General features: G+C 67.4%; 20 protein-coding genes and 1 pseudogene. 7 read left to right on the forward strand and 14 right to left on the reverse strand.

All coding sequences use genetic code 11. The annotated features are described in order from the left end of the window. Nucleotides 1-9: 9 nt before the first annotated feature. Nucleotides 10-549 carry a BON domain-containing protein gene (locus DIE17_RS17040; protein ID WP_124520091.1) on the reverse strand — a complete coding sequence of 180 codons (540 nt, stop codon included), beginning with the start codon at nucleotides 547-549 and terminating at the stop codon, nucleotides 10-12. A gap of 66 nt (nucleotides 550-615) precedes the next feature. Next, nucleotides 616-2,103, reverse strand: a complete 1,488-nt coding sequence (locus DIE17_RS17045; protein ID WP_124486052.1) for a sigma-54-dependent Fis family transcriptional regulator — start codon at nucleotides 2,101-2,103, stop codon at nucleotides 616-618. 326 nt (nucleotides 2,104-2,429) lie between these two features. On the opposite strand from DIE17_RS17045, the gene DIE17_RS17050 reads away from it, so the two are divergent. Together DIE17_RS17050 and DIE17_RS17055 are read left to right on the forward strand one after the other, a co-directional pair. Then, a complete protein-coding gene (locus tag DIE17_RS17050; protein ID WP_044845000.1) occupies nucleotides 2,430-3,833 on the forward strand; it encodes a GntP family permease in 1,404 nt (467 codons plus the stop codon). Between the two features lie 458 nt (nucleotides 3,834-4,291). After that, nucleotides 4,292-4,543 (forward strand): DUF4148 domain-containing protein, encoded by a 252-nt coding sequence (locus tag DIE17_RS17055; protein ID WP_124921174.1) that lies wholly within the window; start codon nucleotides 4,292-4,294, stop codon nucleotides 4,541-4,543. A gap of 48 nt (nucleotides 4,544-4,591) precedes the next feature. Here the strand turns inward: DIE17_RS17055 and DIE17_RS17060 are convergent, their stop codons facing one another. Beyond that, nucleotides 4,592-6,187, reverse strand: a complete 1,596-nt coding sequence (locus DIE17_RS17060; RefSeq protein ID WP_124921175.1) for a thioredoxin family protein — start codon at nucleotides 6,185-6,187, stop codon at nucleotides 4,592-4,594. 551 nt (nucleotides 6,188-6,738) lie between these two features. Continuing rightward, nucleotides 6,739-7,239 (reverse strand): GNAT family N-acetyltransferase, encoded by a 501-nt coding sequence (locus DIE17_RS17065; RefSeq protein WP_124921176.1) that lies wholly within the window; start codon nucleotides 7,237-7,239, stop codon nucleotides 6,739-6,741. Nucleotides 7,240-7,572: 333 nt separating this feature from the next. On the opposite strand from DIE17_RS17065, the pseudogene DIE17_RS17070 reads away from it, so the two are divergent. The 3 genes and pseudogenes from DIE17_RS17070 to DIE17_RS17085 form a co-directional block, all read left to right on the forward strand. Continuing rightward, a pseudogene (locus tag DIE17_RS17070) lies at nucleotides 7,573-8,276 on the forward strand (phospholipase domain-containing protein); the annotation flags it as partial. A gap of 234 nt (nucleotides 8,277-8,510) precedes the next feature. Then, complete coding sequence (locus tag DIE17_RS17075; RefSeq protein WP_044844996.1) at nucleotides 8,511-8,786, forward strand: hypothetical protein; 276 nt, start codon at nucleotides 8,511-8,513, stop codon at nucleotides 8,784-8,786. Between the two features lie 163 nt (nucleotides 8,787-8,949). Continuing rightward, a complete protein-coding gene (locus DIE17_RS17085) occupies nucleotides 8,950-9,942 on the forward strand; it encodes a DedA family protein/thiosulfate sulfurtransferase GlpE (RefSeq protein ID WP_044844995.1) in 993 nt (330 codons plus the stop codon). A 68-nt stretch (nucleotides 9,943-10,010) separates the two neighbouring features. Here the strand turns inward: DIE17_RS17085 and DIE17_RS17090 are convergent, their stop codons facing one another. The 7 genes from DIE17_RS17090 to DIE17_RS17120 form a co-directional block, all read right to left on the reverse strand. After that, the gene (locus DIE17_RS17090; protein ID WP_044845036.1) at nucleotides 10,011-11,483 is read right to left on the reverse strand and encodes an OprD family porin; all 1,473 of its coding nucleotides are present in this window, start codon (nucleotides 11,481-11,483) and stop codon (nucleotides 10,011-10,013) included. Nucleotides 11,484-11,643: 160 nt separating this feature from the next. After that, nucleotides 11,644-12,675, reverse strand: coding sequence for an ABC transporter ATP-binding protein (locus DIE17_RS17095; RefSeq protein WP_044844994.1), 1,032 nt, complete (start codon nucleotides 12,673-12,675; stop codon nucleotides 11,644-11,646). Continuing rightward, nucleotides 12,672-13,664, reverse strand: coding sequence for an ABC transporter ATP-binding protein (locus DIE17_RS17100; RefSeq protein WP_044844993.1), 993 nt, complete (start codon nucleotides 13,662-13,664; stop codon nucleotides 12,672-12,674). The genes DIE17_RS17095 and DIE17_RS17100 overlap by 4 nt, the downstream gene beginning before the upstream one ends. A 2-nt stretch (nucleotides 13,665-13,666) precedes the next feature. Further along, complete coding sequence (locus DIE17_RS17105; RefSeq protein ID WP_044844992.1) at nucleotides 13,667-14,569, reverse strand: ABC transporter permease; 903 nt, start codon at nucleotides 14,567-14,569, stop codon at nucleotides 13,667-13,669. Between the two features lie 13 nt (nucleotides 14,570-14,582). Beyond that, nucleotides 14,583-15,521, reverse strand: coding sequence for an ABC transporter permease subunit (locus tag DIE17_RS17110; protein WP_124486048.1), 939 nt, complete (start codon nucleotides 15,519-15,521; stop codon nucleotides 14,583-14,585). Between the two features lie 11 nt (nucleotides 15,522-15,532). Further along, a complete protein-coding gene (locus DIE17_RS17115) occupies nucleotides 15,533-17,146 on the reverse strand; it encodes a peptide ABC transporter substrate-binding protein (RefSeq protein ID WP_044844990.1) in 1,614 nt (537 codons plus the stop codon). A gap of 177 nt (nucleotides 17,147-17,323) precedes the next feature. Then, on the reverse strand, nucleotides 17,324-17,902 hold the full coding sequence (locus DIE17_RS17120) for a cupin domain-containing protein (RefSeq protein WP_044844989.1): 579 nt from the start codon (nucleotides 17,900-17,902) through the stop codon (nucleotides 17,324-17,326). A gap of 499 nt (nucleotides 17,903-18,401) precedes the next feature. On the opposite strand from DIE17_RS17120, the gene DIE17_RS17130 reads away from it, so the two are divergent. Both DIE17_RS17130 and DIE17_RS17135 read left to right on the forward strand, forming a co-directional pair. Continuing rightward, nucleotides 18,402-19,925, forward strand: a complete 1,524-nt coding sequence (locus DIE17_RS17130) for a peptide MFS transporter (protein WP_124921177.1) — start codon at nucleotides 18,402-18,404, stop codon at nucleotides 19,923-19,925. Nucleotides 19,926-20,045: 120 nt separating this feature from the next. Beyond that, nucleotides 20,046-20,252, forward strand: coding sequence for a hypothetical protein (locus DIE17_RS17135; RefSeq protein ID WP_044844987.1), 207 nt, complete (start codon nucleotides 20,046-20,048; stop codon nucleotides 20,250-20,252). A 49-nt stretch (nucleotides 20,253-20,301) separates the two neighbouring features. Here the strand turns inward: DIE17_RS17135 and DIE17_RS17140 are convergent, their stop codons facing one another. The 3 genes from DIE17_RS17140 to rarD form a co-directional block, all read right to left on the reverse strand. Beyond that, nucleotides 20,302-21,426, reverse strand: a complete 1,125-nt coding sequence (locus DIE17_RS17140) for an OpgC domain-containing protein (protein ID WP_124529150.1) — start codon at nucleotides 21,424-21,426, stop codon at nucleotides 20,302-20,304. Between the two features lie 198 nt (nucleotides 21,427-21,624). Further along, the gene (locus tag DIE17_RS17145) at nucleotides 21,625-21,870 is read right to left on the reverse strand and encodes a hypothetical protein (RefSeq protein WP_124921178.1); all 246 of its coding nucleotides are present in this window, start codon (nucleotides 21,868-21,870) and stop codon (nucleotides 21,625-21,627) included. After that, entirely contained in the window at nucleotides 21,825-22,724 is a 900-nt protein-coding gene (gene rarD / locus DIE17_RS17150) for an EamA family transporter RarD (RefSeq protein ID WP_124486045.1), read from the reverse strand. The genes DIE17_RS17145 and rarD overlap by 46 nt, the downstream gene beginning before the upstream one ends. Between the last annotated feature and the right edge of the window lie 13 nt (nucleotides 22,725-22,737).

Consider the following 22,737-nt stretch of genomic DNA (forward strand, 5'->3'; position numbering starts at 1 on the left):
GTCACACGTTCAGTCCCGCGCTCGGTCCGGCGTCCGGTCCGGGCGTCCCCGCGTCTTGTACGGCACGGCCCGGTGCGGATCGTCGGTGATGCGAACGAACACCTGCTCGACGTCGGGGAGCGCGCCGAGTTCGCGCGCCAGCGCCTCCCGATCGAATGCCGGATCGGCGCACCCTTCGACATAGATGAAGCGCCGCTGCACGGTGATCCACAGGCTCGTGCCCTGCAGACGATCGGTGCCCGCGAAATGCGCTTTCGCCGCCTCGGCGATCGGCGCGTCATACATATAGGAATTCGGTTTCGTGCAGCGGTGAGCGAGCCAGCAGGTGGTCCCGCGCTCGGCGCGGTAATGCGCGTCGTCCGTCATCTCGGCACGCGTCATCCACGGGCCGAGCGGCAGCGGGCATTCCGCGAAGCCCCGCGACAACGCGACGAACGGATCGTTGTACCAGTTGCGCCGCACCGCAGGCGAATCCTCGTCGGCCGCCTGAGCGAACGAGGACGTCGCCGCCAGGATGGCCAGCCATCCGGCCATGCCGATTCGCTTCATCGTTGTCTCCTGTCAGGCACATCACCGGTGCCGTTCGTCATGTCCGGGCGCATCGGCCACCGCTTGCTACCGCTCGATCCCGAGCGCCGCGAGTTTCTTGTAGAGCGTCGCCCGGCCAATGCCGATGCGGGCGGCCGCTTCCACGACCTTCCCGTCACAGGCCGCGAGCGCGTCGATCAGGAACTGGCGCTCCCACGCGGCCAATGCATCGGCATACGAAACGACCGGCACACCGGCGGCACCCGATGCGTCGCCCGCGTCTCGGCCGAGCGGCAACGGAACAGCCCGCGTGCCCGCCGGCACGCTGTCCGGCGCCACGCGCACCGGCCCGAGGAACGGCGCGAGCGCACCCGCATCGATCACCGAGCGATCCGACAGCATCAGCGCGCGCTCGAGCGTGTTGCGCAACTCGCGCACATTGCCGGGCCACGGGTACGCGCACAGCATCCGCAGCGCATCGTCGGTCAGTTCGCAGTGCGCGGCACGGCCGTGCTGCGCGGCGAGTTCCTCGAGCGTCGCATAGACGAGCGCCGCGATGTCGGACGCGCGCTCGCGCAAGGGCGGCGCGTGAATCGTCAGCACGTTGAGCCGGTAATAGAGATCCGCGCGAAAGCGGCCGGCCTCGACCAGCGCCGGCAGGTCGGCCGACGTCGCGGCGATGATCCGCACGTCGGCGCGCACGATCCGGTTCGAGCCGACCGGTTCGAACTCCTTGTCCTGCAGCACACGCAGCAGCTTGCCCTGCAGCGGCAACGGCATGTCGCCGATCTCGTCGAGAAACAGCGTGCCGCGATCGGCCAGTTCGAACTTGCCGACGCGTCCCTTGCGGTCGGCGCCGGTATACGCGCCCGGCGCCGCGCCGAAGAATTCGGTTTCGAGCAGCGTGTCGGGAATCGCCGCGACGTTGACGGTCACGAGCGGCTGGAGCGCGCGCGCCGACGCCGCGTGGATCGCATGCGCGAGCAGTTCCTTGCCGGTCCCCGTCTCGCCGAGCAGCAGCACCGGCGAATCGACCTGTGCCGCGCGCCGCGCCTGCCGCTTGGTTTCGAGGCTTGCGGCGCTCGTGCCGACGAAGCTCGCGAACGTGTATTTCGCGCGGCGCGCCTGCGCGAGCGAACGCTGTGTCGCGATCAGTTGCTGCTGAAGCTGCGCGTAACGGGAAAAGATCGGTGTGAGCGTCTTCAACTGGTCGAACAGCGCGAAGCCGATCGCGCCGACCGTCTCGCCCGCCTCGTTCTTCAACGGCAGGCGCGTGACGACGAGCGGCTCGCGGCCCGTCTCCATGATGTCGAGCAGGATCGGCTGTCCGGTCGACACGACCTCGCGCATCAGGCTGTTCGGAATCACCGCCTCGCAGTCGAGGCCGACTGCCTGCTGCGGATCGGCGAACCCGAAGCGCGCCGCATAACGCTCGTTCATCCACACGACGCGCGCGTCGCGATCGACGACCACCGTGCCCGCACTCGAATCCTCGAAGGTCCGAAACAGCGACTCGGCGGCGCGCAGCAGCACGTCGCCGTAATTGACGGGCAGGCGCGCCCAGTCGTTCATCATCGTGTCGTCGTCTCCGCATATGCTTGGCCGGATGTCTCCGGAACGGGACGCAGTATCTCATTTTGGAGACACGCCGGAATGCCTTGTCCGGGAAAGCCCTGCCCGATTCGATGGGCTGTCCCGACGGCCAAAGCGTCTCCGGATGGAGACGATTTATGTAGAATCTTCAGACATTGGCCGGCGCGGGCCCGCCGGCCTGCCCCGGACCCATGTCCGGCGGCGCAATGCGGCCGATGGCACGAAATCTGCAAGAACCTGGGCCGGTCCGCGGCGCGCTCCGCGATCGAACAACAACCAAAGCCATTCCAAGCTATTAGGAGACTCCCTTGTCTTTCGTGATCGTCCTCGCCGCGCTGGCGTTCCTGATGTTCGCCGCGTATCGCGGCTACAGCGTGATCCTGTTCGCGCCGATCGCCGCGCTCGGCGCAGTCCTGCTGATCGAACCCGCCGCCGTCGCACCGGTCTTCTCCGGCATCTTCATGGAGAAGATGGTCGGCTTCGTCAAACTGTATTTCCCGGTATTCATGCTCGGCGCCGTGTTCGGCAAGGTGATCGAACTGTCCGGGTTCTCCGAGTCGATCGTGCACGCCGCGATCCGCTACATCGGCCGCTCGCGCGCGAATGCGGTGATCGTCGCGGTGTGCGCGCTGCTCACCTATGGCGGCGTTTCGCTGTTCGTCGTGGTGTTCGCGGTGTACCCGTTCGCGGCCGAGCTCTATCGCCAGAGCAACATTCCGAAACGGCTGATGCCCGGCGCGATCGCGCTCGGCGCGTTCTCGTTCACGATGGACTCGCTGCCCGGCACGCCGCAGATCCAGAACATCATCCCGACCACGTTCTTCAAGACGACCGCCTGGGCCGCACCCGCACTCGGCACGATCGGCTCGCTGTTCATCATCGTCGTCGGCCTCGCGTACCTGGAATGGCGCCGCCGTTCGGCGATGGCGAAGGGCGAAGGCTACGGCACGTCGCTCGTCAACGAGCCGGAGCGCGTCGAAGCGACGGCACTGCCGAATCCGGCGCTGGCGATCCTGCCGCTGCTCCTCGTCGGCGCGTCGAACTTCACGTTCACGAAGCTGATTCCGCAGTGGTACGGCGCTGCGTCGTACACGGTCGCGCCGGACGTGCTGCCCGGCGTGCACACGCCGGTCACGACGTCGATCAAGACCGTCGTCGCGATCTGGTCGGTCGAGGCCGCGCTGCTGCTCGGCATCGTGCTGGTCGTCCTGACCGCGTTCAAGCGCGTCAGCGACCGCTTCGCGGCCGGTTCGAAGGCCGCCGTCGGCGGGGCGCTGCTCGCCGCGATGAATACCGCGTCGGAATACGGTTTCGGTGGCGTGATCGCCGCGCTGCCGGGCTTCCTCGTCGTCAGCGACGCGCTGAAGAGCATTCCGAACCCGCTCGTGAACGCGGCCGTGTCGGTCAGCTCGCTCGCAGGCATCACCGGGTCGGCGTCGGGCGGCATGAGCATCGCGCTCGCCGCGATGTCGGACCTGTTCATCAAGGGCGCGCAGGCCGCCAACATTCCGATGGAGGTGCTGCACCGGGTCGTCGCGATGGCCAGCGGCGGCATGGACACGCTGCCGCACAACGGCGCCGTCATCACGCTGCTCGCGGTCACGGGCCTCACGCACCGCGAGTCGTATCGCGACATCTTCGCGGTCACCGTGATCAAGACGCTCGCGGTGTTCTTCGTGATCGCCGTGTACTACACGACGGGCCTCGTGTAAGCGCCCGCATCGGGCGGCGTTCCGAGCGCCGCCCAACCCTGCCGGCCGCATCGACGCGGCCGGCGCGCCTTCCTCCCTCCGCGTGTTCCTGGCTGTTCGACCGGTCCGGCATTGCCGCAGCGGCACCACGGCGCGATGCTTGTCGCGACGCGCCGCACCTTCCCGACACCTCCGCTTGCAAACCAGCACGGATCGCCGGGATTCGCATCCGCCACTTCGTCCCCGGCCGACCGGAACCGCTCGACGCCATATTGCGGTGCAGACCTGACGACCTGTCGCCCGTCACGCGCCGCCATCCGGCGCCGTCCGCTCCACCGTTCATTGTTTCCGGCAGCAGAACACTGCGTTGGGAGCGATCGCATTTTTCCCGCGCGTGGTCGGGCCTACACTGCTTTCAACCGCCGCCGCTTCGTCAAACGAAGTCCGGCCGCCCAGCTGGAAACATGGAGGTCACGATCATGAAGCGCCTGATTCACGCAGTTGCCGTTGCCCTGGCTATATCCGCCCCGCTCGCCGCGCAAGCGCAGTCGAACCCGCCGCTCACGCGCGCGCAGGTCAGCGCCGAAGTGAAGGCGCTCAAGCAGGCTGGCTTCCAGCCGAGCGACTGGTTCTATCCGGCCAGCATCGTTTCCGCCGAAGCGAAGATCGCCCGCCAGCAAGGTGCCGGATATGACAACGACCGCGGTGCATCAGCGGAGTCGGCCCGGTAATCGCCGCAACGACGCGGCCGTCCCGCCCGACCGCTCCGTCGCGAGCCGTCACGCCTTCACCGGCTCGATCAGTTTCGCGCATGCCGCTGCCTGCGGATCGCCCGCCGGCAGCTTCGCGCACACTCCGTCGAACTGCTTCACGACCGACCTGACCGACGCATCGTGCGCGCCGCCGCCGCGCCAGCGATTCAGCCGCGTGACGACCTTGGTCAGCGCGCGCAGGTTCGCCCCATAAAACGCATCCTTGGTCTTGCCGGCCTGCGCGAGCACGCTCGCGGCGATCGCTTCTATCCGCGCCGAATCGTCCGGCGCCAGCGCGACCGCATTCGCGAAATAGGTCGCGCCCCAGCGCAGCTTGGTCGCCGGTCCGCTCGCCGAGTCGTATGCCTTGCGGTACCAGTCGAGCGCCGCGGCCTTGTCGCCGCGCGCCTTCGCATTCGCGGCCAACCCCGACATGAAGTAGTACGGCGTCGCCGAACGCGGCAACTCGGCCTTCAGCAAGACGTCGGATTCGTCGTACAGCCCCGCGTCGGTCAGCGTGTCCGCCGCTTCGCTGACGAGCGCCTGCCGCTCGTACGCGTTCGCGGCGCCCTGCACCGATGCGGCGATCTGCTTGCGCGCGGTATCGACCAGCGCCGGCGGGGCGAGCGGCGCGCCGGCGTGCGCGTCGTTGCGCGCGAGCAGCACGCGGCCGTGCAGCGCCATCAGCCGGTCGATCGACGACAGCGTCGAATCGGTCGACAGGCGCGCGAGCGCCGTGTCGTACGCGTCGCGCAGCGTCGTGCGCTGCGCGGCGTCGCCGCCGAGGTATACGACCACGCGCGCGGGCGCCGCGACCAGCACGTCCGAATCCGCCCGCGCCAGCGCCGGTTCGCGCAGCACCGCGCGCAGCGCGTCGGCGAGCGCCGCCTTGTCGAGCGCGCCGGCCTGTGCTGGATCGTCCGATGCCGCCACCACCGCCGACTTCAGCGCGAAGCGCGCGGCGTCCGCCTTCGCGCCGGCGGCACGCGCACGTTGCGACAGCGTCTGCAGCGTCAGCGCGACACGATCGGCCGGCACCGGCAGCGCGCCGTCGGTGTCCCAGGAATAGTCGGCCAGCAGATGCCATTCGGCCGGCGTCAGCGCCGCGCCGTTGTTCAGCGCGGTCGAGAGCGTCTGCCGCACCGGATGCGCGGCCGTCATCCCGAGCGACAGCGCCTGCATGTAGCGCTCGAGATCGGCCTCGCCCGGCAGCCGCGTCACTTCGGTGCCGTCCGGACGGAACAGGATCATCGTCGGATAGCCGTGCACCTTGAAGCGCTCGCCGAGCTTCTGCGCGCTTTCGGTATCGCCGTCGAGATACACGGGCACGAAGAACGACGAGCGAGCCTTGAATGCGTGCTGGCTGAAGATCGTCGACTTCACCTGGTTGCACGACGGGCACCATACGGCACCCCAGTACAGCAGCAGCGGCTTGCCGGTGCGCTTGGCGAGCGCGAACGCGGCATCGACGTCGCCCTGCTGCCAAGCGATGCCGGGCGGCAGATGCGCGCCGCCGCTCGACGGGCCCGATACGGGAGCGCCCTGCGGCGCGTTGGTGGCAAACGCCGCACCCGCGGCGGCGAACAGGCAGGCTGCAGTCAGGTTACGGAGGACGGTTTTCATCAAGGCGGGTTCCGTTGAAAGAGACGGTTGCGGATAGCGGCGTCGCGCGACGGCGGAACCGGTACGCTGCGATGGCCGGCCCTTGCGCACGAAACGGCGAAGCGAAAACACGACGAAGCGATGCAACAACGAAGGGCATCGACGGATGGCACGACGCATGCCGGCATCGGCCGTGGGCATCGCGTAGGGATCACGCAGGCATCGATGCGAAAGGCCCAGACCGGCCGCTGCATGCGCACACCGCGCAGCCGTACCAACCGCGACAACCACGGCGACCGGCAAATCATTTGACGATACGATTCTCGCCGCCGGTTGAAAACGAACGAATTCTCGAATGGATATGAAGCGTGACGTCGCCGACGTGCGCGCCTGGGCGGTCGACGCGACCACTCACTGCGCTGCATGCGGCGCTGCATTGACTGCCGTCGGTCGCTGCACGCGATCGGGTACACGGAGGCAGGTACGACAAGGCGCACGGCATGGCCAATACATGCACATGCCGCGGCCGATGCAACGACGCGCCGGCCCGCACGCGCTTCAGCACGCGTCCATCACTGCCGCCCCTTGATCCGCGCCATCTGAAACACCGATGCATACGCACCGTCGCGCAGCGCATAGTCCGGCGCCTCGCCTTCTATCCGGAAGCCGTGCTTTTCGTACAGTGCGATCGCCGCCGGGTTGTCGACGAACACCGTCAATTCGAGACGCGTGATGTTCAGCCAGTTTTCGGCGAGTTCGATGGCGGCGGCCAGGAGCCGGCTTCCGATGCCGCGCCCGTGATGCGACGCATCGACCATCATCCCGAGCGACGCGGCATGACGCCGGCGCGGGTTCTGCTCCGGATGCAGCCCGAGATGGCCGACCACCGCGCCGTCGAGTTCGGCGACGAGGCTCACGCCCTGTTCGCGCAGGCGTTCGAGCCGCTGCTGCCATTTCTCGTGCGACGGAAACGGATGCTGGAGCGTGTTCATGTACACCGCGGGGTGCGCGATGATGTGCCGGATCGCGTCGACGTCGTGCGTCTCGCTGTGCCGGATCGTGATATCGGTCATGACTGGATGGAGTCGAAGGTATCGGGCCGGGGCATGTTGCCGCGCGTATGCAACAACGCATCGAGCTTATCCGATTTCACGCCGATGAAACATGGTTGCCGCACGACACGATGCCGTTGCACGCACAACCACATCGCGTAACGCCAGCTTCACGAAATCGGCAATTCCCGACCGTTGTCGCCAAGCGCAATCGGTAATTTTCGACCACTCCGACGTCTTCCCCGCGCGTCGCAGATTAGTTGTACACGCAACGTCATAAAAGCGACACACCCTGTCATTTCCACATCACGCCGACGTCATCTGCGCTCCCTAGACTGGCCGCGCCCTGCCCGGCACTCGCCGGGCCCGCATGTGCCGGCCGCGCAACGCGGACGGCTCGCTCGCGGACGCCGACGTCGCCGTCGAGTACCACGACTTCACGCCGGCCACGTCGAGCCAGCCCGCGGCCGACGGCCGTCCGTACGGCCCGGGCCCGCGCGTGCCGATGTGGGTCGTGTCGCCGTGGAGCCGCGGCGGCTGGGCGGCGCTCGCCGCCGACGACGGTAAATATGACCTGTGGGTGCTCGGCCCGAACGGCTATCACCGCCGCTTCACCGGCGACCTGGCCCGGCTGGCCGGCGCGCGCGTCGCATCCGGAGATCCGGGTCGGCTACGCGGGCGCGAGCGGCACCCTGCATCTGCGGCTGCGGCTGCGGCTGCGCAACGACGGCGGCGGCAAGGTGCGCTTCACGGTGAAGTCGGACAAGGTGTACGGCCTGTCCGGCCGCGGTGCGAACGACGAGCGCGGCCACGGCAACGAGGACGGCATCAGCCAGGGTCGCGGGCACGGCAGCGACGCCGGCACGACGTGGACAGTCACGGTGCGCGCCGGCGGCCAGTCGGAGCTGCACTGGCAGTTCGACTCGACCGGCCACTGGTACGACTTCGTCGTCACCACCGACAGCGACGCCAGCTTCTCCCGCCGCATGGCCGGCCGCGTCGAAACGGGCCGCCACTCGGTCAGCGACCCGGCGATGGGCCTCGCCGACCGCTTCTGACGGCACCCGCGCCTCCCGGCCGCGCACCGGCCGGGCGCCGGGCGCGGATCGGTCCGATCCGGCCAAAACGCCCGCCCGGCGCGGCTCAAACATCAGAAGGATGGCCGGTGCAGCCCTCATTCAGGGACCACGAAAATGCTCCGTGTTGTGGCCCATTCGCGTTAAACTTCGTCAAGCTGCATTCAACAACGACATCTTCGCCAACCTGGCACACACGATACGAGGATAGGTTCGATGCGCACTACCGGCTCATCCGGGGCAATGACCCTGCTCACCGAACATGACCCGGCCGACGGCCGCGAACTGCGCTCGCTCCGGCTCGAATCGACCGACGACGGCAAGAGCGTGCTGCTGATCGACATCGACGAGCGCAAGCCCGGCATTCACCGCGAGGTTCGCTACGAGATCACGCCGGCCGAGCTGATCGCGGCGATCCGCTCGCACGGCGCCGAACTGCCTGGCGAAAACCACGGCGCCGCCTCGCTCGTCCGCACCCCTACCCCTTCGTGATGTCGACCGGTGAGCCGCGCACAACGCACCGGCTCACCGATCCGCCCGCATCACCCTGCCGCCGTCAGGCGCTTTGCGTCATTCCCCGCCGTCCGCTTGAAAATGGCCGATAATCGGCCCATCTTCGTACCTTCCACACGCGCTTCCTTTTCGGCCAGCCGTCATGCTCCGTGACCTCGTCGCCCAATACGGGCCGCTTCTCGTCTTCGCCAACGTGCTCGCGGCGGCCATCGGCCTGCCCGTACCGGCGATGCCGACGCTCGTGCTGTTCGGCGCGATGGCCGCGATGAATCCGGCGATGATCGGCTCGCAGCTCCTGACGGTGCTGGCGCTGTCGGTGCTCGGCGCGCTGATCGGCGACACCGTGTGGTACGTCGCCGGGCGGCGCTACGGCGGCACGACGCTGAAGACGATCTGCCGGCTGTCGCTGTCGCGCGACACCTGCGTGAAGAAGACCGAACGATTCTTCGGCCGCTACGGCGTGCGCGTGCTCGCGGTCGCCCGCTTCATTCCCGGGCTGTCGCTCGTGTCGGTGCCGATGGCCGGCGCGCTCGGCACGCGCTATCGCACGTTCGCCGGCTACGATGCGCTCGGCGCCGCGCTGTGGACGATCGTCGGCCTCCTCGCGGGGCTCGTGTTCTATCGGCAGATCGACTGGCTGTTCGCCGGCGCGAGCCGGCTCGGCCGCGCGGTACTGCTGGTGATCGTCGCACTGCTGGCCGTCTACGCGGCCGTGCGCTGGATGCGCCGCCGCGCGCTGATCCGCCAGCTCGCGACTGCGCGGATCGGCGTCGACGAGCTCGAAGAACTGCTGCGCGATGCGGCCGCGCCGGTGGTGCTCGACGTGCGTTCGCCCGAACACCGCAAGCTCGACCCGTTCACGATTCCCGGCGCGCAGTTCGCGGACGAACGGCACATCGAGGACATCGTCGCGCGCTATCCGTTCTCACAGAAGTTCGTCGTGTATTGCTCGTGCCCGAACGAAGTGACGGCCGCGCTGATGGCCAAGCGCCTGCTCGACGCAGGCTTCACCGATGCGCTGCCGCTGCGCGGCGGCCTCGACGCCTGGCGCGACACGGGCCGCCAGCTCACGTCGCTGGTGGAGGACATGCCCGCCGCGAACGATCCGGTGGCGGGGTTGCACAAGCCGGCCTGATCGAACGGGTCGCAGGCCGGCCGCGCGAGACGAAAACGACTGAAGGGGACGTTGCGTCCCCCCTTCGATCAGAACGCGTGCAGCGGCACGTTCACGACCAGGCGGTATTCCTTGTTGGTCGCGTCCGCGGTATGCGTGGAACCGGTGTGCCACATCGCGATGAACGTGACCTTCGTGTCCTTCAGCTTGCCGCTCTGGAACGTGTACGACGGGATGAAGCCGAACTCGTGGTGACGGCCCTGCACCGGCGCGCCGTTGCTCCAGTAGATGCTCGACTTGCTCGGATCGTTCGCAGCCCCTGCGCTGCCGTCCGCGCCCCAGCCCGTCACGCCCCAGACCATCGCCTTGAAGCCCGGCAGGCCCGCTTCCTTGCCGTAGAACGTGTAACGCAGCTGCAGCGACTTTTCGTGCGGCGCGTTGTAGTCGACGTCCATCGAGTTGGTCAGGAAGATGCCGTTCGTTTCGTTCAGGTAGTCGAAGAACTGGTCGCCGAGCACCTGCTGATAACCGAGCAGCAGTTCGTGCGGGCCGTGCTGCGCAGCCACCGACAGGCTGTACGCGTTGTTGTTGATCTTGCCCTGCAGCGCGTCGCCCGTGTCGTGCGTCGAGTAAACGTTACCAAAGCCGGTCCACTTGATCGACTTCGTATCGCCGATGCTGTGCTTCACCGACGCGTAGTACTGGTGCCACACGTCGTCGGCCTGGTTGGCGTACAGCGCGACTTCGCCGTCCGGCGAATAGTCCCACGTGCCGCCGACGTAGGTCAGGCGATTGATGCGCGTGCCGCCGTATTGCGTCGTGAGGTTGGTGAGCGTCGTGTGGCCGCGCGCATCGGTCTTCGTGAAGCTGCCGGCCTCGAGCATCACGTTCTTGAATTCGTTGCTGACGATCGTCGCGCCGAGGAACGTCGGCGGCAGCGCGCGGTTGTCGTGCTGTTCCATGAACGGGTTGTCGACGGCCTGCAGCCCGTACTTGACCACCGTGTTCGAGATGCGCGCCTTCACGTCGTAGATGCCCGGATAGGCCCATGCGAGCTGGTTCGAACCGCCGCCGCCCTTCGCGATGTGCACCATGCTGCCCGCGCCGGCACCGCCGTCGAGCTTCAGCGCCGCATACAACGACGCGTCGAAGCCGATGCCGATCAGGCCGGTCGTGTAGCCCGACTCGAAGTTCGCCATCGCGCCCTGGACCCACGCGTGACGGTGCGGGCCGCCCTTGTTGTCGAGCGTGTCCGCATAGTTGCGGAACAGGAAATTCAGGTGGCTGTCGGCAATGAAGCCGTTCGACTTCGACTGTGCCGAAGGCTCGTCGGGCGGCGTGACGGCCTGGGTCGCCTCGGCGTTGATAATGGCGTTCGGGGTCGTTGCCTGCGCAACCGACGTGCCTGCGCCGGCGGACGGCGCCGCCTGCGCGACCGTCAGCGGTGCGGGGGCCGCGTCGTCGGCGTACGCCACGCCGCTCAGCGATACGCCGGCAAGCGCCGGCAAGCCCCATGCAAGCAGCATCTTCGATGCCGTCCCGATCGTCTTTTGCTTGTTCATCGTCATTCTCGTCTTGTGTTGATGTCGTCCACGCCGGTTGCGATCCGCTTCCAGCCCCCCGGCGAGCCCGGTTAAGGACGCGCCTTTACCCGCGGCGCGAAGATCATTCGCGCCGCACCCTACCCCTGTTGACCTGCCTGGTTATGTTTGCTGCGTCACTTCACGCCGCCACGCCCGCCCGGATGCACGCGACACGCGCCGGCGAGCCCTGCCGCACTTCCGGCAACGGCACGTCCTGCGCGCACGCGTCGATCGCGACCGGGCAGCGCGTGCGGAACGCGCAGCCGGACGGCGGGTTGAGCGGCGACGGCATCTCGCCCGCCAGCAGCATCGGACGGCGAGCACGCTCGCGCGCCGGCTCCGGCGTCGGCGCCGCATCGAGCAGCGCCTTCGTGTACGGGTGCTGCGGCACGCCGTACACGTCATGCCGCGTGCCGAACTCCATCACGCGGCCGAGATACATCACGAGCACGCGCTGGCTGATGGCCTTCACCACCGCCAGGTCGTGCGCGACGAAAAGATAGGACAACGACAGTTCGCGTTGCAGGTCGCGCAGCAGGTTCACGATCTGCGCCTGGATCGATACGTCGAGTGCCGATACGGGCTCGTCGCAGATCACGAGCTTCGGCTCGCCGATCAGCGCGCGCGCGATGCCGACGCGCTGGCACTGTCCGCCGGAGAACTCGTGCGGATAGCGCAGCAGGTGATGCGCGTTCAGGCCGACACGTTCGAGCATCGTGACCACGCGGCGCCGCACTTCGGCGCGGCCGAGGCCCGCGTGGTGCGTGACGAGCGGCTCCGCGACGATTTGTTCGATCGTCATGCGCGGATCGAGCGACGCGAGCGGATCCTGGAAGATCATCTGCACTTCGCGGCGCATCGCGGTGCCGCGCAGGTGATCGGGCGCGACGGCTTCGCCGCGCCAGCGCACCGTGCCGGCCGTCATCGGCACGAGGCCGATCAGCGCGCGCGCGAGCGTCGACTTCCCGCAGCCCGACTCGCCGACGAGCCCGACTGTCTCGCCGCGCTTCACGTCGAACGACACGCCGTCGACCGCGCGCAGCGTGCCCTTCGGCGACCACGGATAGCCGCCGAGCGGCACGCGGAAATGCACCTTCAGATCGTCGACGGACAGCAGCGTATCGCTCGTCGTGCCCGTCGCGCCGGCATTGCGGCGTTCATCGACGCTCATCGCAGACCTCCCGTCAGATCGGCCAGCGGCCGGTGGCACGCGCGCACCGCGCCCGCCGCGCCATAGGTTTCGAGCGCGGGGCGCGCGGTACCGCAGCGCGCCTCCGCATACGTGCAGCGTTTCGCGAACGCGCAGCCGGCCGGCGCGGTGCCGGGCATCGGCGGATTGCCGGGAATCGCGACGAGCGGCGCGTCGTCGGCGTCGGTCAGGCGCGGCAGCGCGTTGAGCAGGCCGATCGTGTACGGATGCGACGGCGCCGCGAAGATCGAGTCGGCCGGCGCGTATTCGACGGTGCGGCCCGCATACATGACCATCACGTCGTCCGCGAGGCCCGCGACCACGCCCATGTCGTGCGTGATCAGCACGATCGCGGTGCCGCGCTCGCGGTTCAGCTCGCGCAGCAGGTCGATGATCTGCGCCTGCACGGTCACGTCGAGCGCGGTGGTCGGCTCGTCGGCGATCAGGATTTCCGGCTCGGACAGGAGCGCCATCGCGATCATCACGCGCTGGCGCATGCCGCCGGAAAACTCGTGCGGATACATGCGGATGCGGCGCGCGGCGTCGGGAATGCGCACCGACTCGAGCGCCTCGATCGCGCGCTTCGTCGCTTCCTTGCGCGACAGCTTGCGATGCAGCTGCAGCGTCTCGGTCATCTGCCGCTCGATCGTCAGGAACGGATTGAGCGACGTCATCGGATCCTGGAAGATCATCGCGATCCGGTCGCCGCGCACCGCGTTCAGCGCGCGCGTATCCATCTCGAGCAGGTTGTCGCCGCGATAGCGCGCGGCGCCCGTCGTCGCGCCGTTGCCGGCCAGCAGGCCGAGCAGCGCCATCACGGTCTGGCTCTTGCCCGAGCCCGATTCGCCGACGATGCCGAGCGTCTTGCCGGCTTCGAGCGAGAACGACACGCCGCTCACGGCGTCGATCGGCGGCGCGTCCTTGCGCGAGAAGCGCACGCCGAGGTTTTCTACTTCCAACAGAGCAGCCATCTTCAGCGATCCTTCGGGTCGAGCGCGTCACGCAGGCCGTCGCCAACGAAGTTCACGCAGTAGAGCGTCACGCACAGCATGACGGCCGGTGCCAGCAGCAGCCACGGCATCGATTCCAGTTTCTGCGCGCCGTCCTGGATCAGCACGCCCCAGCTCGTCATCGGTTCCTGCACGCCGAGGCCGAGGAACGACAGCACCGATTCGGTCAGCACGATGTTCGGCACCGACACGGTCGCGTACACGACGACCACGCCGAGCAGGTTCGGCACGACGTGGCGCAGCACGATCGACGCCGGCGACACGCCGATCGCGCGCGCCGCGTCGACGAACTCGCGATTGCGCAGCGACAGCGTCTGGCCGCGCACGACGCGCGCCATGTCGATCCACGAGAACGCGCTGATGGTCAGCACGACCAGCATGAACGAGCGGCCGAACAGGGTCATCATCAGGATCGCGATCAGCAGGTACGGGATCGCGTACATCATGTCGACGACGCGCATCATCGCGGAGTCGACCCGCCCGCCCGCGAAGCCGGCGGTCGCGCCCCACGCCACGCCGAACAGGCCGGACACCAGCGTGCCGAGCAGGCCGACCTCGATCGACACGCGGCCGCCGATCAGCGTGCGCACGAGCAGGTCGCGGCCGAGCTCGTCGGTGCCGAACCAGTGCTGGTTCGCGAGCGTCGGTGCGAGGCTGATCGAGCCCCAGTCGCTCGCGGCGGGATCGGCCGCGAGCAGCCACGGACCGACGAAACATGCGAGCGTGATCAGCGCGAGCAGCACGAGGCTGAACACGGCCGCCCGGTTGTGAAGGAAGCGCGCGAACGCGAGCGCGAGCGGCGAGCGCGAACGCGGCGGCGAGTCGGTCTGCACAGGCAGACTGACGACGGGAGTAGTCGGAGTCATCGCAGTGCCTCGCTCAATAACGGATGCGCGGATCGAGCCATGCGTACGCGAGGTCGACCAGCAGGTTGAACAGCACGGCACAGACGGTCGTCAGCACGACGAGGCCGAGCACCAGCGTGTAGTCGCGGTTGATCGCGCCGTTCACGACGAGCTGCCCGAGCCCCGGCAGCGCGAACACCGATTCGGTGACGACGGCCGCCGTGATCGACGTGATGCAGACCGTGCCGAACAGCGACACGACCGGCATCAGCGCGGGCTTGAGCGCGTGGCGCAGCACGATCGTCGAGCCCGGCAGGCCCTTCGCGCGCGCGGTGCGGATGAAGTTGCTCGACAGCGTCTCGATCATCGAGCCGCGCATCACGCGCGCGAGCAGCGACACGTTGATGAAGGTCAGCAGCACGATCGGCAGCAGCCGGTACTGCCAGCCGCCGTCGCCCCAGCCGCCGGCCGGCAGCCAGCCGTTGCCGGCCGAGGTCTTCAGCAGGATCGCGAAGATCCACACCAGCACCGGGCCGAGCACGAACGGCGGCACGACGTTGCCGAAGTTGCCGATCAGCATCACGAAGCGGTCGATCACGCTGTCGCGGCGCACGGCCGCGACGGTGCCGAGCAGCACGCCGAACCCGATCGAGAGCGGGATCGAGATGCCGCCCACGCCGAGACTCACGGGCAGCGCCTTCTTCACGAGATCGTTCACCGACCAGTCGACGTAGCGGAACGACGGGCCGAGATCGCCGTGCAGCAGCGAACCGAGATACAGCAGGTACTGCTTCCACAGCGGCTCGTCGAGGTGGTACTTCGCGTTCAGGTTCGCGAGCGTCGCCGCGGACAGCTGCTTCTCCGTATCGAACGGACCGCCGGGCGTGAAGTGCAGCAGCAGGTAGCAGACGGTGATGACGGCGAGAATCGTCGGCACCGCCCACAACGTGCGTCTCAATGCGTAGGCCAGCATGATCGCTCCGCTCAGTGCTTGATCAGGTACATGTCCTGCGAAGCACGCATGTCGATCACGTTCTTCAGCGAGTAGCCGCCCACGTAGGGCTTCACGAGCCGGTCCGCGGAATACTGGAACAGCGGCACCATCGGCGTGTCGTTCATCGCCGCGTCGTGCGCCTGCGTGAGCAGCGTGGCGCGCGCCTTGTCGTCGAGCTTCTGGTTGCCTTCTTCGACGAGCGTGTCGGCCTGCTTGTTGCAGTAGCCGACGGTATTCTGCGAGCTGCCGCAGCGGATCAGGTCGAAGAAGGTCATCGCGTCGTTGTAGTCGGCGAACCAGCCGTCGCGCGCGATCTGCACCTTGCCGTCATGCCGCTCCTTCATCAGCACCTTGAACTCGACGTTCTCGAGCTTCGTGTCGATGCCGAGCTTCGTGCGCCATTCCGATGCGGTGAACAGCGCGACCTTCTTGTGCAGGTCGTTGGTGTTGTACGTGAGCGTGAACGACAGCGGCTTCGCATCGGAGAAGCCGGCCTGCTTCAGCAGGTCCTTCGCGGTCGCGACGCGCTTGGCCATCGGCCACGACGCCCATTCCGGCGTGAACGGGTGCACGCCCTTCGTGCCGTTCGGCATCAGGCCATACATCGGCTTCTCGCCGGCCTGCGTGAGCTTCGACGTCAGCACGTCGCGATCGATCACCATCGACAGCGCCTGGCGCACGCGCTTGTCCTTCAGCGCCGCGTCGCTGTTGTTCAGATAGTAGTAGTAGGTCGCGAGCTGCAGGCCCGGGCGCAGTTCGCCGCCGAACTGCTTGCTGACCTGCTGGAAGATGCCCGACGGGATCGAGTAGCTGTAGTCGATCTGGCCGGCCTGGTACATGCGCATCGCCGTTTCGTCGCTTTCGATCGGCAGGTACGTGACCTTGTTGATCACGACCTTCGGCGCGTTCCAGTACTTCGCGTCCTTCGAGATCACGATGCGGTTGTTCGGCTGCCAGTCGACGAGCTGGTACGCGCCGTTGCTGACGATGTTGCCGGGACGCGTCCATGCGTCGCCGAACTTCGCGACGGTGTCCTTGTTCACCGGCGCGAGCGGCACCATCGCGGTCAGTTCGGGGAAGAACGCGACCGGCACGTCGGTCGTCACTTCCAGCGTGTACGGGTCGACTGCGCGCACGCCGAGCGTCGTCGGCGCGGCCTTGCCGGCGATGATGTCCTTCGAGTTCTTCACGAACTCGACGAGGATCGTGTACTTCGAGCCCGTCTTCGGGTCGACGAGGCGCTGCCACGAGTAGACGAAATCGGCGGCCGTCACGGGCTGGCCGTTGCTCCACTTCGCATCGTGGCGCAGCTTGAAGATCCAGGTCTGCGGCGTCTTGCGCTCCCACGACTGCGCGACACCCGGCACGACCTGGCCGGCCGCGTCGATGCGGGCAAGCCCTTCGAACAGGTCGAGGCCGATCGTGTTGCCGGTCCACGATTCGATGTGCGCCGGGTCGAGCGACTCGACTTCGGCGGGCACCTGGCGCGTCAGGTCCTGTTGAGGAGCGAGCGTGACGTTCGACGGAACGGTAACGGCGTGGGCGACGGGCGTCGTCAGGGCGAGCGCGGCCAGCACGGCCGACATGGCATGCAAGGATTTCATCGTGGCAGTCTTGAGAAAGTTGTTCGGCGAGCGATGCGCGGCGGATGCCGCGGTTACGCGTGAGACGCTGACGGGTACAGCGATTGAGGAGGCCCGTGATTCTCGTATTGCATCTTAGTATTCCTTACGTTTCTTTCGACAGGCATTCCGTCTTGGAAACGAAGGAATACCTGTGCGTTAGAACAGCCGCGGCGTACCGACCCAGACCACCACCGACTCGACCTTCGCGGTGTTGACCCAGCTGTGCGGGACCGTCGACTGATAGTGCGAACTGTCGCCGGCCTGCAGGACGAACGTCTTGCCTTCCAGCGTCAGCGACACTTCCCCTTCAATCACATACAGGAATTCCTCTCCTGCATGGGTCGTCACCTCCGACCGCTTCTGCCCCGGCGGCATCCGCACGAGGATCGCCTCGAGCTGACGCCCTTCGGTCACGTTGGTCAGCCTCGCGAACAGGTTCGCCGAATCGGCGAATCCGAAGAAGCGCAACTGATCGCCTCTGCAGACCGAGCGTTCCTCGCTCGGCGTATCCACGAAGTACTGCACCGTCACGCCGAGCGCCTGTGCGATACCGGCCAGCGACGTCAGTGACGGCGACGCGAGCCCGCGTTCGACTTGAGACAGAAACGGCTTCGAAATCCCCGCGGCGGTAGCGGTGTCGTCGAGCGTGCGCTTGAGTCGTTGGCGCAACGCGCGAATCTTGCTGCCGAGTGCGGCAGCGTCTGCCGCTCGCGAGTTTTCAGTGGGGGGAACCATAGCAGGCCGAAAAGTGGTCGTCAAAAAATGTTTGATGGAAAGTAACTAAGTTAATACGAGATAGCTTAATCTTCGGGTTCGCACACGTCTTCGGTGTTGAGCCCGGTGCACTAAACAGGGCACGAAGCGGGCGAAACGACGCGCTATCTTGCCAGACTCGCCGGCTTCACAGGCAAGCTGCAAGCGGCTCTCCGGGAATTTTCGGAGAACGGGCGCGAAGCTTACAAATAGATGATGAGACAAATTTTCCTGAAAGCTGCTGCCATATCGGGAGTTTCCCTGAGTGGCGCGGACCTGACGCACCGGACCGGCAAACGTTACCACTCGCGCGCCGGTCGGGGCCTCGCACCGCCTTATCGGGCGGAGTCCGACCCCGGCCCGGGCTAACCCGCCCGACTGCTCCATCGCCGACGCAAAGCCTACCCGGCCACCGTGCTCCGGCGCCAGTTCGACCCCCAAGGCGACGCGCGATCCGCGCCGTCCGTTTCAAACGAGATTGATGATGCACGCACCTGTTTCACAGACCCGTTCGTTTACGACGGTCTTCCTCATCGAAATGTGGGAGCGCTTCGGCTACTACGGTATGGCCGCGCTCCTGGTCCTCTTCATGGTCGACCGGCTCGGTTTCACCGACAGCCATGCGAACCTGACCTGGGGCGCGTTCACCGCGCTCGTCTACGCGTCGCCGTCGATCGGCGGCTGGATCGGCGACAAGGTGCTCGGCGCACGTCGCACGATGATCATCGGCGCGGCCGTGCTGTGCGCCGGCTACCTGATGCTGGCGGTCCCGAACGACGCGCTGGCGTACATGTACGCATCGCTCGGCGTGATCGTCGTCGGCAACGGCCTGTTCAAGGCCAACGCGGCGAACCTCGTGCGCCGCATCTACGAAGGCGACGATGCGCGCATCGACAGCGCGTTCACGATCTACTACATGGCGGTCAACATCGGCTCGACCGTGTCGATGCTCGCGACGCCGTGGATCAAGGATCACTGGGGCTGGCACACCGCGTTCGCGGTCTGCTGCGCCGGCATGCTGCTCGCGATCCTGAACTTCATGCTGATGCACCGCACGCTCGCGCACATCGGCTCGCAGCCCGACGACGAACCGATCCGCTGGAAGCGCCTCGGCGGCGTGGCGGCGGGCGGCGTGGCGCTCGCGCTGGTCACGCTGTACGTGCTGCAGCACAAGCAGCTCGCGGTCGCGAGCGTATGGACGGCGGCGTTCGCGATCCTCGCGATCTTCGCGTACATGATCGCGAAGTCGGAGCGTTCGGAACGCGCGGGCCTGATCGCGGCGCTCGTGTTGATCGGCCAGGTGATCCTGTTCTTCATCTTCTACGTGCAGATGTCGACGTCGCTCACGCTGTTCGCGCTGCGCAACGTCGATCCGCGCTTCATCCTGTTCGGCACGACGCTGTTCACGTGGAGCGCCGCGCAGTTCCAGGCGCTGAACCCGATCTGGATCATGATGCTGAGCCCGGTGCTCGTGTGGGTCTACAACGCGTTCTCGAAGAGCGGCCGTGACCTGCCGGTCGCCGCGAAGTATGCGTTCGGCTTCGGCGCGGTAGCCGCCGGCTACCTGGTGTTCACGATCAGCGGCCGCTACGCGGTGGACGGCCGCGTGTCGTCGTGGTTCATGGTGTGGGGCTACGGCCTCTACTCGCTCGGCGAACTGCTGGTGAGCGGCCTCGGCCTCGCGATGATCGCCCGCTACGTGCCGGCGCGCATGAGCGGCTTCATGATGGGCGCGTATTTCGTCGCGACGGGTGTGTCGCAGTATCTGGGCAGCGTCGTCGCGAACTTCGCGCAGATGCCGTCGCACGACCTGCCGGCCACCGAATCGCTGCCGCTGTACCTGTCGCTGTTCGAGAAGCTCGGCTGGCTCGCCGCGATCGGCATGCTGCTCGCCCTGCTGCTGCTGCCGATGATGAACCGCCTGTCGCGCCAGCATCAGCGCTGCGCGGAAGAGCGCCGCGAGGAAGAAGCGGTGCAGGCGCAGGCGATGGCCTCGGCGCAGTAAGTACTATCCCTCGGCGTGCGGCGTGCACGCCACATTCTCCCGCCAGCGCGGCCAGCACGTCCTACACTGGTTGCAACGGCGCATCTGCTCCGTCGTGATGCGCACTGGCGGGAGAAGATCATGAAAAACAAGACGACTCGGCTCTTGAGGATACTGTCGGACATCCGGCACGCGCAGCGCTGCACCACATTGCGCGCCGCCCGGGCCGCGGCCGAAGCCGATGCGGTGCTCGCGCAGCAGGACGATCCGAAGTCCGACGAACGCGACGACGCCGAATCCGACGACGCGACCGTCGTCCCCCGCTCCCGTATCGGCTCACCTCACTGAGCGCACAGCGCGGCACGTTGCGTGCCGCCTGCGCGTTTTCCCGCACCGTTCACGCGGCCGCGCCGCGCCGGCGTGCGAACCACGTTCCCGAACCGGCCACCGCCATCATCAGCCCGACCGCGCATGCGTCGGCCGCGAGGCCCACGCCGATATGCCGCAGCTCGGCGCCGTTCGCGACCGGATGCAGCAGCGAATCGATGACGAGCGAGATCGCCGCGCCCGCGACGAAGCAGATCAGGCCGCGCCGGCCGACCGCGACGACCGGCCGCACGGCCCGCGCAATGCGCGCGATCCAGCCGTAGCGCACGCAGTCGGCCATCAGCCAGGCAATCGCCGCGAAGCTCACGATGCGCGGCAGCGCGAGATCGCGCTTGAGAATACCTTCCGGCAACGGCAGCCCCGAGAACAGCTTGTAGCTCGCACAACCGAGCACGATCGCGCACGCGACGCCGGTCGCCGCGGCGCTCCAGCGCCCGAGCGCGACGTACCGGTAGAAAGGCTGGCAGCGGGCGAGCACGCCGGCGACGAACATCAGCTGCCACGCGAACGGGTTGAAGTTCCAGCGGAACGCATCGGTGTCCAGCAGCTCGGGGCCGAGCCAGCCCGCCGCGAGCCACGACGTCGCGCCGAACGCGACGAGGAGCCACGGATGGCGGCGCGCGAACGGCACGATCACCGGCGACGCGAGCGCGAACAGCACGTACATCGGCAGCACCGACGCGAGATACGGCTGGCGCTGGAACGTGAGCAGTTCGGCGAGCCCCGTGAGCGGCGACGCGAGCATCACACTGACGTCGTCGAGCGCGAGGTTCGGCGTGTCGATCCCGTAATGGTCGAGCACGGCGGACACGACGAGCATCAGCGTCGACGTCGCGAGAAACGCGCGGTAGATCTGCATCGCGCGGCGCACGAACCGCCGCTGCGCCGCGCGCGCGCCGTGCCGGTCGGCGATCGCGCCGTACGCGCTCGCGGTCGCGAAGCCGCCGAGGAACACGAACACCTCGGCCGCATCGCACAGCGCGAATGCATGGAGCGTCACGCGCGACAGCACGCTCGCGCCGATGTGATCGACGACGATCATCAGCAGCACGATGCCGCGGAAGAAATCGACTTCGATCAGGCGCGCGCTACGGGTCGGCGGCATCGGGACGGCAGGCGGCGTGTTCAACGACATGGCCGCACCTGCACGACGACGGTGCGGCATGCACCGAAGGAGGATTCGGAAGGGAGAAGGCGAACGCGATCGGCGGCGCTACGCGTATGCTCGTATCGCGCCAACCCGGCCGGCCCGGCACGAAAATGACCGTTCATGGAAAAGCCGCATACGAAGAGGAGGCGGTCAGATCAGTCTAGCGGCCGGTCGGGAGATACCCTAAGTAACAAAGTGCAACGGAATCTTCTGTTCGATTACAGGCGTGACATCGGCGATGCAACGCTGGCGAGGCCGCCAGCCAGACGTCAGCTGCACATCAGCGCGATGCCGGTTCGACGCCGGCATCGCGTGACGCGACGCAAGCAATGCGCGCTGCGCGGCACGTTCGTTGCCGCCGTCGCGCGGCCGGGCGGCGATGCTCAGCCGCGCGCGGGCAAGCGCCGCATCAGCATCGCGCTGTGCCACGCGGTCAATGCAACGGCCGCCCAGATCGGCCCGTACGTCGCGAGCTGCGCGACGCTCAGCGTCTCGCCGAGCAGCAGCAGCGACACCGCGACGAGCAGCACCGGTTCGACGTAGCCGAGGATCCCGAACAGCGCCATCGGCAGCATCCGGCTCGCCTTCAGGTAGCTCGCGAGCGCGAGCGTGCTGAGCACGCCGAGCCCCGGCAGCAGCACGGCCCACAGCAGCGGATGGCTGGCGACCGGCGTCGCGCTCGCCGACACCATCGCGAACGCGACCGGACACAGCAGCACGATCTCGAGCGCAAACGCGGCCAGCGAATCGGCGTTGATCCGGCGGCGCAGCACGAAATACGGCGGATAGCCGAGCGCGACGACGAGCGTCGGCCACGCGAACGCGCGCGTCGCCCATACCTCGTGCGCGACGCCGAGCGCCGCGCATGCGACCGCCGCCCATTGCAGCGGATCGAGCCGTTCGTGATAGTAGAAGCGGCCGACGAGCACCATCGTCAGCGGCAGCAGGAAATAGCCGAGCGACACTTCGAGCATGCGTCCGTGCAGCGGCGCCCACAGGAACAGCCACAGCTGCAGGCCGAGCAGCGCCGCGCTCGCGGGCAGCGCGACCAGCAGGCGCCAGTCGCGCACGCCGCGCCGCACGAGTTCGACGAGCGCCGGCCAGCGGCCGCGCAGCGCGATCAGTGCGAGCGCGCCCGGCGCGGTCCACAGGATGCGCCACGCGAAGATGTCGAGCCCCGTGAGCGGCGCGAGCAGTTTCGCGTAGGCGGACATCAGCGCGAACAGCGTCGACGCCATCACCGACAGCGCGATGCCGCGCCCGGCCTCCGGATACCCCGTCATGTTGTTTTAGCCT

The sequence above is a fragment of the Burkholderia sp. Bp9099 genome (assembly GCF_003857805.1).
Taxonomy (GTDB): domain Bacteria; phylum Pseudomonadota; class Gammaproteobacteria; order Burkholderiales; family Burkholderiaceae; genus Burkholderia.

What these genes read in the sequence shown, in the direction of transcription:
- DIE17_RS17115 (WP_044844990.1), bottom strand. Translation starts at nt 17,146, where the DNA reads ATGAAATCCTTGCATGCCATGTCGGCCGTGCTGGCCGCGCTCGCCCTG.
- DIE17_RS17120 (WP_044844989.1), bottom strand. Translation starts at nt 17,902, where the DNA reads ATGGTTCCCCCCACTGAAAACTCGCGAGCGGCAGACGCTGCCGCACTC.
- DIE17_RS17085 (WP_044844995.1), top strand. Translation starts at nt 8,950, where the DNA reads ATGCTCCGTGACCTCGTCGCCCAATACGGGCCGCTTCTCGTCTTCGCC.
- DIE17_RS17065 (WP_124921176.1), bottom strand. Translation starts at nt 7,239, where the DNA reads ATGACCGATATCACGATCCGGCACAGCGAGACGCACGACGTCGACGCG.
- DIE17_RS17130 (WP_124921177.1), top strand. Translation starts at nt 18,402, where the DNA reads ATGATGCACGCACCTGTTTCACAGACCCGTTCGTTTACGACGGTCTTC.
- DIE17_RS17075 (WP_044844996.1), top strand. Translation starts at nt 8,511, where the DNA reads ATGCGCACTACCGGCTCATCCGGGGCAATGACCCTGCTCACCGAACAT.
- rarD (WP_124486045.1), bottom strand. Translation starts at nt 22,724, where the DNA reads ATGACGGGGTATCCGGAGGCCGGGCGCGGCATCGCGCTGTCGGTGATG.
- DIE17_RS17055 (WP_124921174.1), top strand. Translation starts at nt 4,292, where the DNA reads ATGAAGCGCCTGATTCACGCAGTTGCCGTTGCCCTGGCTATATCCGCC.
- DIE17_RS17040 (WP_124520091.1), bottom strand. Translation starts at nt 549, where the DNA reads ATGAAGCGAATCGGCATGGCCGGATGGCTGGCCATCCTGGCGGCGACG.
- DIE17_RS17095 (WP_044844994.1), bottom strand. Translation starts at nt 12,675, where the DNA reads ATGAGCGTCGATGAACGCCGCAATGCCGGCGCGACGGGCACGACGAGC.
- DIE17_RS17090 (WP_044845036.1), bottom strand. Translation starts at nt 11,483, where the DNA reads ATGAACAAGCAAAAGACGATCGGGACGGCATCGAAGATGCTGCTTGCA.
- DIE17_RS17140 (WP_124529150.1), bottom strand. Translation starts at nt 21,426, where the DNA reads ATGTCGTTGAACACGCCGCCTGCCGTCCCGATGCCGCCGACCCGTAGC.
- DIE17_RS17110 (WP_124486048.1), bottom strand. Translation starts at nt 15,521, where the DNA reads ATGCTGGCCTACGCATTGAGACGCACGTTGTGGGCGGTGCCGACGATT.
- DIE17_RS17045 (WP_124486052.1), bottom strand. Translation starts at nt 2,103, where the DNA reads ATGATGAACGACTGGGCGCGCCTGCCCGTCAATTACGGCGACGTGCTG.
- DIE17_RS17060 (WP_124921175.1), bottom strand. Translation starts at nt 6,187, where the DNA reads ATGAAAACCGTCCTCCGTAACCTGACTGCAGCCTGCCTGTTCGCCGCC.
- DIE17_RS17135 (WP_044844987.1), top strand. Translation starts at nt 20,046, where the DNA reads ATGAAAAACAAGACGACTCGGCTCTTGAGGATACTGTCGGACATCCGG.
- DIE17_RS17105 (WP_044844992.1), bottom strand. Translation starts at nt 14,569, where the DNA reads ATGACTCCGACTACTCCCGTCGTCAGTCTGCCTGTGCAGACCGACTCG.
- DIE17_RS17100 (WP_044844993.1), bottom strand. Translation starts at nt 13,664, where the DNA reads ATGGCTGCTCTGTTGGAAGTAGAAAACCTCGGCGTGCGCTTCTCGCGC.